At 58.0% G+C, this 455-nt stretch carries 1 protein-coding gene; it reads right to left on the minus strand.

From position 1 onward, the window contains the following. Nucleotides 1–70 precede the first annotated feature (70 nt). A complete protein-coding gene (locus tag ALO43_RS04210; protein ID WP_002551516.1) occupies nt 71–439 on the minus strand; it encodes a cupin domain-containing protein in 369 nt (122 codons plus the stop codon). Nucleotides 440–455: the final 16 nt, after the last annotated feature.

Genomic DNA, 455 nt, shown 5'->3' on the forward strand with positions numbered 1-455 from the left:
GGCTAAAAAAAACCCCGCCTCGGCGGGTTTTTTTGTGTCTGCGCTCCTGGCATAGCTGCAAGGGCAGTACTTATTTATCCGCAGCGGCTTCAAACACCACATAAATCTTGCGGCATGTTTCCAGCACCTCCCAAGTGCCCTTGAAGCCGGCTGGAATCACGAAACGGTCGCCTGCGCGCAGGGTTTTCGCGTTGCCCTGCTCGTCGCGCAGGACTGAAACACCCTGCACAATCTCGCAATACTCATGCTCCGAGTAACTCACCTGCCACTGCCCGGGCTCGCCATTCCAGACCCCCGCGCTCATCTGTCCGCAGGGGCTGTTGTAGTGGTTGTAGAGGGTTTGTGCCGGATCGCCCTTAAAGACCTTTTCCGGTGCAGGGCGATAGTGCTCGGCGGCGGTGCTGGCTTCACTGAAGTCGACGATGCTTTCGATGCTCATGATGGGCCCCTTGTCC

It is taken from the genome of Pseudomonas tremae, from assembly GCF_001401155.1.
GTDB classification, from domain to species: Bacteria; Pseudomonadota; Gammaproteobacteria; order Pseudomonadales; family Pseudomonadaceae; genus Aquipseudomonas; species Aquipseudomonas tremae.

Excerpts from the sequence above, each read along its gene's own strand:
- ALO43_RS04210 (WP_002551516.1), bottom strand. The coding sequence starts at position 439 with ATGAGCATCGAAAGCATCGTCGACTTCAGTGAAGCCAGCACCGCCGCC.